Genomic DNA, 7805 nt, shown 5'->3' with positions numbered 1-7805 from the left:
GGGGGGGGGGGGTGGCGTGGGTTTTTGGGGTTTTGGGGTGTGGGGCGCGGTTAGGGCCTCCCCCCCCCCCCCCCCCCCCCCACGACCACCCGGACCGGCCACTCCCCCGAAGCAGGCGTTGCCCCGTCCTCGCGAGGTACTCGCCGAACGCAGCCGGCTCCTCCACTGTGAAGTCGATGTCGGTGAGGGTCAGGACGACGGCCAGCCACTCGAAGGAGTCGACGTACGCGACGTACCGGCAGCTGTCGTCGCCGAGGGCCTCGAAACTCCCGTCGATCCGGTGCAGGCGGGCCGCGGCCTCGCTCGCGCCGACCCGCAGGGTCAGGGTGATCCGGAGCGATTTCGGGCTGTGGAAGCGTTCTTGGAGATGACCCGCGACGTCGTCGACGGGGAGGGGGCGGGGCTCGAACGCCACCTCGGTCGTCTCCGGCGCGGTGATCCGGTCGAGCCGGAAGCTCCGCCAGTCCCGACGGCCGAGGTCCCAGGCGTAGAGGTACCACCGCCTGCCGAGCTGGACGAGACGCATCGGCTCGACCGTCCGGGACGACGGGCCTTCCTTCCCGATGTACGCGAACTCGAGGCACCGGCGAGCCGCGATCGCCGCGGCGAGGACGTTCAGGACGTCGGGTGTGACCATCGGCTGGTCACCGCCGCCGAACTCGACCGCGGCGAGCATCGCGTCGGTGCGCCGCCGCAGGGCCGCCGGGAGGACGCGCCGGAGTTTCGCGGCGGCGCGGTCCGCCGATTCGGCGGTGAGGTCGATGCCGGTCCCGCCCGCCGCGGCGAGCCGCAGTCCGAGCACGGTGGCGATCGCCTCGTCGTGTTCCAGCATGAGCGGCGGCAGCGCGGCGCCCGCGACGAGGCGGTAATTGCCTCCGGGGCCACGGGTGCTCTCCACGGGATAGCCCAAGGTCCGGAGGTGGTCGAGGTCGCGGCGGAGGGTGCGGGGCGGGACTTCCATGGCCGTCGCGAGTTCGGCGGCGGGCCACTGGCGGCCGGACTGCAGGAGCGACAGCAGCCGCAGCATCCGTTCTCGTGGTGCCGTCACGGTGCCTCCCGACGGGAATAGTTGTGGCCGTAATCCGGCCACAACTCATCGTAGCCTTGTTTCATGGCGAAAGTACGAGCTGACCGCGGCCGGTGGATCACGGTGGAGGGAGCCCGGACGCACAACCTCCGCGAGGTGTCGGTGCGGGTCCCGAAGCACCGGCTGACGGTGTTCACCGGCGTATCGGGTTCGGGGAAGTCGTCGCTGGCGTTCGACACGATCGCGGCCGAAGCCGAGCGCCTGGTCACCGGGACCTACCCCACCTTCGTCCGGAACCGCCTCCCGCAGCATCCGCCCCCGGACGTCGACCGGATCGACGGGCTGATCTTCACCACGATCGTGGATCAGCGGCGGTTCACCGGGAACGCGCGGTCCACGGTGGGCACGGCGAGCGACATCGCGTCGCTGCTGCGCCTGCTGTTCTCCCGGCTCGGCAAGCCGGGAGCCGGGTTCTCGCCCGCCTATTCGTTCAACGATCCCAGCGGGATGTGCCCGCGCTGCGAAGGGCTCGGCATGGTCGACGACATCGATCTCGACCGGCTGCTCGACCGCTCGCGGAGCCTGCGCGACGGCGCCGTGCGCTTCCCGACGTTCGCCCCCGGGACCTACCGGTGGAAGCGGCTCGTCCACTCCGGACTGGTCGACCCGGATGTCCCGTTGGGACGGTTGCCGTCGGCGAAGGTCGAAACCCTGCTGCACGCCGAAGGGCTTTCCCTCGACGACCCCGGCTCCGAGTATCCCAAGCACGGCGTCTTCGACGGCATCGTCCCGCGGCTCCGGGACTCGTACCTGCGCAAGACGCCGTCACACCTCACCGCCGAAGAAGAGGAAGGGCTCGCCGGAGTCGTCACCCGCGGCGTCTGCCCGGACTGCGCCGGAACCCGTCTCGCCAAGGCGGCGCGGGAGAGCCTGATCGACGGGCGGTCCATCGCGGACTGGTCGGCGATGCCGGTCGGCGATCTGCGCGACGTCGTCGCGGCCGTACGCGATCCGTCGGTGGCGCCGCTGCGGCAGGCGATCCGGGAACGCCTCGACGCGCTGGATTCCGTCGGGCTCGGCTATCTCAGCCTGTCACGGGAATCGAGGACGCTGTCCGGCGGCGAAGCACAGCGCGTCAAGATCGTCCGCCATCTCGGCAGCGCGCTCAGCGACGTCTGCTACGTGTTCGACGAGCCCAGCACCGGGCTTCACCCCCATGACGTGCACCGGCTCCTCGAACTGCTGGCCAAACTCCGCGACGCGCACAACACGATCCTCGTCGTCGAACACCATCCCGCGGTCATCGCGGCCGCCGACCACGTCATCGAGCTCGGACCCACCGGCGGCGCCGGCGGCGGGCGCGTCCAGTTCGACGGCAGTCCCGGCGAACTCACGACGACCGAGACCGAAACCGGCCGGGTTCTCCGTGCCCCGCTTCGCTTCCGGCAGCGGACCCGCGCCGCCCGGGGGACCGTGACGATCTCCCGCGCCCGCAGCCACAACCTGCGCGACGTCACCGTCGACGTGCCGCTCGGCGTCCTGACCGTCGTCTCGGGTGTCGCCGGTTCCGGCAAGAGCACCTTGATCGCGGGCGAACTCCCCCGCCAGCATCCCGGTTTCGTCGTCGTCGACCAGGCTCCGCTGCGCGGCGGCATCCGGTCCACCCCCGCCACGGTGCTCGGCGTCGCCGAACCCGTTCGCGACGCTTTCGGCAAGGCCACCGGGAAACATCCGTCGTGGTTCAGCGCCAACGGCCGAGGAGCCTGCCCCGTCTGCAAGGGGAAGGGTGTCATCATCACCGACCTGGCGTTCCTCGACGACGTCCAGACCGGCTGCGACGCCTGCGGCGGCACCCGGTTCAACCCGGAAGCGCTCGGCGCGCGCCTGCACGACCGGACCATCGCCGACGTCCTGGCGATGAACCCCGCGGAGGCCGCCGCCCTGTTCGGCGAGCGGTCCCCCATCGCGGAACGGTTGCGCTGGCTTGACCGGGTCGGACTCGGCTACCTGACGATCGGCCAGAGCCTCGACACCTTGTCCGGCGGCGAAAGGCAACGGCTCCTCCTCGCCCGCCACCTCGCCGACGCGGGTCCCGCGGACGACCTGCGCCTGATCCTCGACGAGCCCACCGCCGGGCTGCACGGCAGCGACGTCGACCGGTTGCTCGTCCTCTGCGACGAACTCGTCGACGACGGCGCGACGCTCGTCCTGATCGAGCACGACCAACGGGTGATCGCGCACGCCGACCACGTCATCGACATCGGGCCCGGCGCGGGTTTCGACGGCGGGTCGGTCGTGTTCGAGGGCACGCCGTCGGCGCTGGCCGAGGACGCCACTTCGCTCACGGGCCGTCACCTGCGGAAACACTGAACGCGTTCCCGGCGCCTGACGGCGCCGGGAACACCCACCCGCCCGGGAACAGTTCCCGGGCAGAGCGAGATGATTCCCGATCAGGCTTTGCCCGACACGCCGGTACCGAACAGTTCTTCACCCGATTCCGGCGTGATCTAGCCGACAAGCCCGCACGCCTCGTTCGCCTTCATCGCCTGATCGAGCCCGGGCACCTTGCCGGTCTCGACGGCGGGCACGTGCGACACCAGGTCGATCCCGCTCACGTCGAGCGCCGCTTTGGCATAGCGGGCACCACCTTTCGGCAGCAGGGCGAGGTACTCGGTCACCTGCCCGCGCAGCTTCCGGTAGAAGGCCAGCTCCCCGGAGGCGAGCGCGTTGGCCCCCTGTGCGGGCGCGGAGACCTGCGGAAGCTTCTCGAGTCCCCCGATCGCGGCGGCCAGCGCGGTGTCCAGCTTCTTCAGCGAAGCCTCCGCCTTCGGAACGTCGGCCTCGGTCTTGATGTCGTAGCCCTTGGCCAGGCCATAGGCGATCAGCCGCATCTCCTTGACCGCGCCGCAGTACCCTCCTGCCCAAGAGACCAGTGCCGGATCCGGGCCGGCCGGAGACGGCGACGCGGGCGGCGATGGCGGCGGTTCCGGGGCGGGTTCGGGCGAGGTCGGCCCGCAGCCCGCGAGCAGACAGCAGGCGGTGAGGGCCGCGGTCACTCGAAAGCGCGCTGCCGGGTGGCTCATCATCCGGCCGAGGGTAAAGCTGTCCAGCGGGACCGGTCCCGACGAGAGGACGACATGAGCCAGTCACTGCCACAGCGGATGTACCTGCTCGGCTACGACAGCGAAAAGAACAGGCTCGACCCCGTCAGCGCCCTGGTGCGGGGCGCGCTCCTGCGCGCGGCCGCGGTGGCCGAGCTGATCATCGGTGGTCTTCTCACCGATCGTGGCGGAAAAGCCGAGCGCACCGCGGCGGCCGGTCTCACCCCGATAGACCCCTTCCTGGCCGAGGTGCTCGAGGACGCTCCCGGCGATAAGCCGCGCCGGTGGTTCACCGTCGTCGACCGCGAATGGCACAAGGCGGAGGACACCGTCCGCGACCAGCTCGCCGCGTCCGGCGTGATCTTCGTCGAGAAGCGCCGGGCGATGGGCATCTTCACGGTTCGCGACATCACCTTGATGGACCCGCAGCGAACGCAGGAGCTCCGCGAGCGGGTCCGGAACGTGGTTTTGAGCGGCCAGGACCCCGCCACCGTCGCGATCGAAGACGCGGTCCTGGCCGTGCTGTCGGCCGAGGGCGACGTCTACACGGTCTTCGGCCCCAAGGAGAAACGCGCGAACAAGAGCGCGGTCAAGGCGCTCGCCGAGCACGTCGACACCGTCCTCCCCGGGCTGAGGAAGGCCGCGCAGTACTCGATCGCCGCACGCCGGGCGGCCGTCAGCGGCTAGTACGTGCCTCCTCTTCCCTGTCGACGACCTTGGTGAGGAAATGCTGCTGCCCCAGCGTCCACACGTTGGTGGCCAGGAAGTACAGCAGCACCCCGATCGGTACCGGGAAGAACGCGCCCGAGACCAGCATCCCGAGCGGGGCCAGGTACATCATCAGCTTGACGATCCCCGCGGACTCCGGGGCGGTCGCGGTCTGCCTCGTGAGGCCCGAGCGCATCGAGAAGAACGTGGCCAGGCTCGCGATCAGCATCAACGGCACGCCGACCGCGATCATGTGGACGTGGTCCGTGCCGAACGCGGCCAGCTCCGCCGCCGGCTGCGAAAGCCAGTTGCCGAGCTTCGCGCCGAACAGATCCGCGTTCAGGAAGGACTCCACCCCGGCGCGGTCGAAGACGTGGTTCGACGCGGCGCCCGGGGTGAAGTCGCGCAGGACCCAGTACAGCGACAGGAACACCGGAACCTGGATCAGTGCAGGCAGGCAGCCGCCCAGCGGGCTGGACCCGTTGTCGGCGTGCAGTTTTTGGATCTCCTTCGCCATCCGCTGGCGATCCTTGCCGTACTTCTCCTTGATCTTCCGCATCTGCGGGGCCAAAGCCTGCGTGCGACGACCGGCGCGCAGCGCGCCGAGTGCCGGTTTGACCAGCACGAGACGCAGGGTGAAGACGAGGAACACGATGGACAGCACCCAGGCGACGCCTGAGTCGGGACTCGAAACGGCGCCGAAAACCTTGTGCCAGAACCAGAGAATGGCGGAAACGGGGTACAGGAAGACATCGAACATGACCGGGTCACTCCGTCGTTTGAAGGTGCGGGGGCAGGAATGACTGCCTCACCTTCGAACGAGGAGAAGTCAGGCAGTCACGATGCCCCGTGACGGAGCCCGTGGCCGGACGCGGCCGCGCGCGTCGGGATCGCGCAGGCTCAAGAACAGCTGCGCACGCTCGCGCAGGCTGATGGCTCGCACCCGCATCGCGGCGGCCGACGGTTCCACCCGGAAGTGCGCCGCGAGCGCGAGCAGGATGACGGCGAGGGACGCTGTCAGAGCGGCGGCCAGCCCGAGCGGATTGGCGACCGCCACCGACGCCGTCAGCGCGGTGACCAGGCTCAGCGGGTTGACCCCGCCGACGACCGGGAGCACGACGAACAACTCGGGCAGGAACAGCGCAAGCATCAGCTTGAGCCGCACGCCGAAGTAGGTTCGCTCCACGTCACCGACCTTACCGGAGATATTGCGTTGCGTGATCACCTTCGGCGAAGGCAGTCTGTCGGGATGGGGCATGTGGAAGTCGCGCACGTCGAGTACTACCTGCCCGACGGGCGGCTGCTGCTCGGCGATGTCTCGTTCCGGGTCGGTGAAGGCAGCGTCTGCGCGCTCGTCGGCGCCAACGGGGCGGGCAAGACGACCTTGCTGAGGCTGATCTCGGGGGAACTCGAACCCGACGGCGGCTCGGTGACCATCAGCGGCGGGCTCGGGGTGATGCCCCAGTTCGTCGGTTCGGTGCGTGACGAGCGGACGGTGCGGGATCTGCTCGTCTCGGTCTCACCGGACTCGCTCCGCAGCGCCGCCCGCGCTGTCGACGAGGCCGAACTCGCGCTGATGGAACGCGACGACGAAGCGGCCCAGATGGCCTACGCCCAGGCGCTCGGCGACTGGGGCGATGCTCGCGGCTACGAAGCCGAGGTCATGTGGGACAAGTGCACGACCGCCGCGCTCAACCTGCCGTACGAGAAGGCGCGCTGGCGGGAGGTGCGCACCCTGTCCGGCGGCGAACAGAAGCGGCTGGTCCTGGAGGCGCTGCTGCTCGGCGGTTCCGGTGTCCTCCTGCTCGACGAACCGGACAACTACCTCGACGTCCCCGGCAAACTCTGGCTCGAACAACGGCTGCGCGAGACCCAGAAGACCGTGCTCTTCGTTTCGCACGACCGGGAACTGCTGGCGCGGGCGGCGAAGAAGATCATCAGCGTCGAGCCGGGGCCGTCGGGCGGAGACGTCTGGGTGCACGGCGGCGGCTTCGACACCTACCACCAGGCACGCACGGAGCGGTTCGAACGCTTCGAGGAGCTTCGTCGTCGTTGGGACGAAAAGCACGCGCAGCTCAAGAAACTCGTCGCCGACATGCGTCAGTACGCCGCGCGCAGCGACGAGATGGCCTCGCGCTACCACGCCGCCCAGACACGGCTGCGCAAGTTCGAGGAGGCGGGCGCCCCCGCCGCTCCCCCGCGCGAACAGAAGATCACCATGCGCCTGCGCGGCGGGCGGACCGGCGTCCGGGCCGTCACCTGCGAAGGACTCGAACTCCGCGGCCTGATGAAACCCTTCGACCTGGAGATCTTCTACGGCGAACGGGTCGCCGTGCTCGGCTCGAACGGCTCCGGCAAATCGCATTTCCTGCGGCTGCTGGCCGGCGAGGACGTCGCGCACGACGGGCTGTGGAAACTCGGCGCCCGCGTCGTCCCCGGCCACTTCGCGCAGACGCACGCGCATCCCGAGCTGCTCGGACGGACGCTCGTCGACATCCTCTGGACCGAGCACGCGCGGAGCCGAGGACCGGCGATGAACATCCTGCGCCGCTACGAACTGGACGGGCAGGGCGACCAGCGGTTCGAGAAACTGTCCGGTGGCCAGCAGGCACGGTTCCAGATCCTGCTGCTGGAGATCGGCGGCGCCACCATCCTGCTGCTGGACGAGCCGACCGACAACCTCGACCTGGCCTCGGCGGAAGCGTTGCAGCAGGCACTCGAGGCTTACGAGGGCACCACGGTCGCGGTGACGCACGACCGGTGGTTCGCGCGGTCCTTCGACCGGTTCCTCGTGTTCGGAACCGACGGGCAGGTGCGGGAGACCGCGGAACCGGTGTGGGACGAGCGGCCGGTGCAACGGGCGCGGTGAGCCCCGAGGGTCGCCCAGCCATCTCGGGTGTCGGGGGGGGGGAGGGGGGGGGGGGGGGGGGGGGGGTGTGGGGGGGGGGGGGGGGGAGGGGGGAAGGGGA

7 protein-coding genes are annotated in these 7805 nt (G+C 70.0%); 3 read left to right on the top strand and 4 right to left on the bottom strand.

Going from position 1 to position 7805, the window contains the following annotated elements; genetic code table 11:
* Positions 1-1048: helix-turn-helix transcriptional regulator (locus tag ACZ5IK_RS22750; RefSeq protein WP_465489475.1), on the bottom strand; the 1048-nt coding region annotated here is incomplete at its 3' end.
* A 63-nt stretch (positions 1049-1111) separates the two neighbouring features.
* Here ACZ5IK_RS22750 and ACZ5IK_RS22745 point away from each other — a divergent pair.
* Complete coding sequence (locus ACZ5IK_RS22745; protein ID WP_465489474.1) at positions 1112-3397, top strand: ATP-binding cassette domain-containing protein; 2286 nt, start codon at positions 1112-1114, stop codon at positions 3395-3397.
* Positions 3398-3534: 137 nt separating this feature from the next.
* Here the strand turns inward: ACZ5IK_RS22745 and ACZ5IK_RS22740 are convergent, their stop codons facing one another.
* Positions 3535-4113 carry a hypothetical protein gene (locus ACZ5IK_RS22740; protein ID WP_465489473.1) on the bottom strand — a complete coding sequence of 193 codons (579 nt, stop codon included), beginning with the start codon at positions 4111-4113 and terminating at the stop codon, positions 3535-3537.
* 51 nt (positions 4114-4164) lie between these two features.
* Here ACZ5IK_RS22740 and ACZ5IK_RS22735 point away from each other — a divergent pair, with 51 nt between their 5' ends.
* Complete coding sequence (locus tag ACZ5IK_RS22735; RefSeq protein ID WP_465489472.1) at positions 4165-4815, top strand: GOLPH3/VPS74 family protein; 651 nt, start codon at positions 4165-4167, stop codon at positions 4813-4815.
* On the opposite strand, the gene yidC is transcribed toward ACZ5IK_RS22735, so the two are convergent.
* Both yidC and ACZ5IK_RS22725 read right to left on the bottom strand, forming a co-directional pair.
* A complete protein-coding gene (yidC, locus tag ACZ5IK_RS22730; protein WP_465489471.1) occupies positions 4805-5596 on the bottom strand; it encodes a membrane protein insertase YidC in 792 nt (263 codons plus the stop codon). The two genes, ACZ5IK_RS22735 and yidC, sit on opposite strands and share 11 nt — an antisense overlap.
* Before the next feature lie 69 nt (positions 5597-5665).
* Positions 5666-6022: a DUF6412 domain-containing protein gene (locus tag ACZ5IK_RS22725; protein WP_465489470.1), complete on the bottom strand. Its 357-nt coding sequence runs from the start codon at positions 6020-6022 to the stop codon at positions 5666-5668.
* A gap of 63 nt (positions 6023-6085) precedes the next feature.
* Between ACZ5IK_RS22725 and ACZ5IK_RS22720 the strand changes: the two genes are divergently transcribed.
* Positions 6086-7705 carry an ABC-F family ATP-binding cassette domain-containing protein gene (locus ACZ5IK_RS22720; protein WP_465489469.1) on the top strand — a complete coding sequence of 540 codons (1620 nt, stop codon included), beginning with the start codon at positions 6086-6088 and terminating at the stop codon, positions 7703-7705.
* Positions 7706-7805: the final 100 nt, after the last annotated feature.

The sequence above is a fragment of the Amycolatopsis sp. NPDC031561 genome, assembly GCF_055580625.1.
The sequence above is the reverse complement of the archived record's forward strand: the minus strand, read 5'-3'. Positions and strand labels throughout refer to the sequence as shown.

Coding starts and splice junctions, on each gene's coding strand:
- yidC (WP_465489471.1), bottom strand. CDS start 5,596: ATGTTCGATGTCTTCCTGTACCCCGTTTCCGCCATTCTCTGGTTCTGG.
- ACZ5IK_RS22745 (WP_465489474.1), top strand. CDS start 1,112: ATGGCGAAAGTACGAGCTGACCGCGGCCGGTGGATCACGGTGGAGGGA.
- ACZ5IK_RS22720 (WP_465489469.1), top strand. CDS start 6,086: ATGGGGCATGTGGAAGTCGCGCACGTCGAGTACTACCTGCCCGACGGG.
- ACZ5IK_RS22735 (WP_465489472.1), top strand. CDS start 4,165: ATGAGCCAGTCACTGCCACAGCGGATGTACCTGCTCGGCTACGACAGC.
- ACZ5IK_RS22740 (WP_465489473.1), bottom strand. CDS start 4,113: ATGATGAGCCACCCGGCAGCGCGCTTTCGAGTGACCGCGGCCCTCACC.